Origin of the sequence: Pseudomonas sp. HY13-MNA-CIBAN-0226, from assembly GCF_040310305.1 — a bacterium.
Taxonomy (GTDB): domain Bacteria; phylum Pseudomonadota; class Gammaproteobacteria; order Pseudomonadales; family Pseudomonadaceae; genus Aquipseudomonas; species Aquipseudomonas gregormendelii.
Window position 1 is genome coordinate 1 of sequence record NZ_JBEOPS010000290.1, and the last position, 269, is coordinate 269.

Here is a 269-nt window from a genome sequence, read left to right on the forward strand (position 1 = left end):
CCTATAACAAACGCAGCGCCACAAAACAGCCAAGGCCAACAGATGTGGGGCGGACGCTTTAGTGAAGCGACTGATAGCTTCGTTGCCGCCTTCACCGCTTCGGTTGGTTTTGACCAACGTTTTGCCCGTCATGATATTCAAGGCTCGAGTGCGCATGCCACCATGCTTAAAGAGTGCGATATCTTGAGCGCCGAGGACGTTGCGACTATTATTGACGGTCTACAACAAGTACTACGTGAGATTGAAGCCGGTGAGTTTAACTGGTCGAT

At 50.9% G+C, this 269-nt stretch carries 1 pseudogene; it reads left to right on the top strand.

Annotated features, from left to right (window positions below):
* Nucleotides 1–42 precede the first annotated feature (42 nt).
* Nucleotides 43–269 (top strand): annotated as a pseudogene (locus AAEZ05_RS28790) (argininosuccinate lyase); the annotation flags it as partial.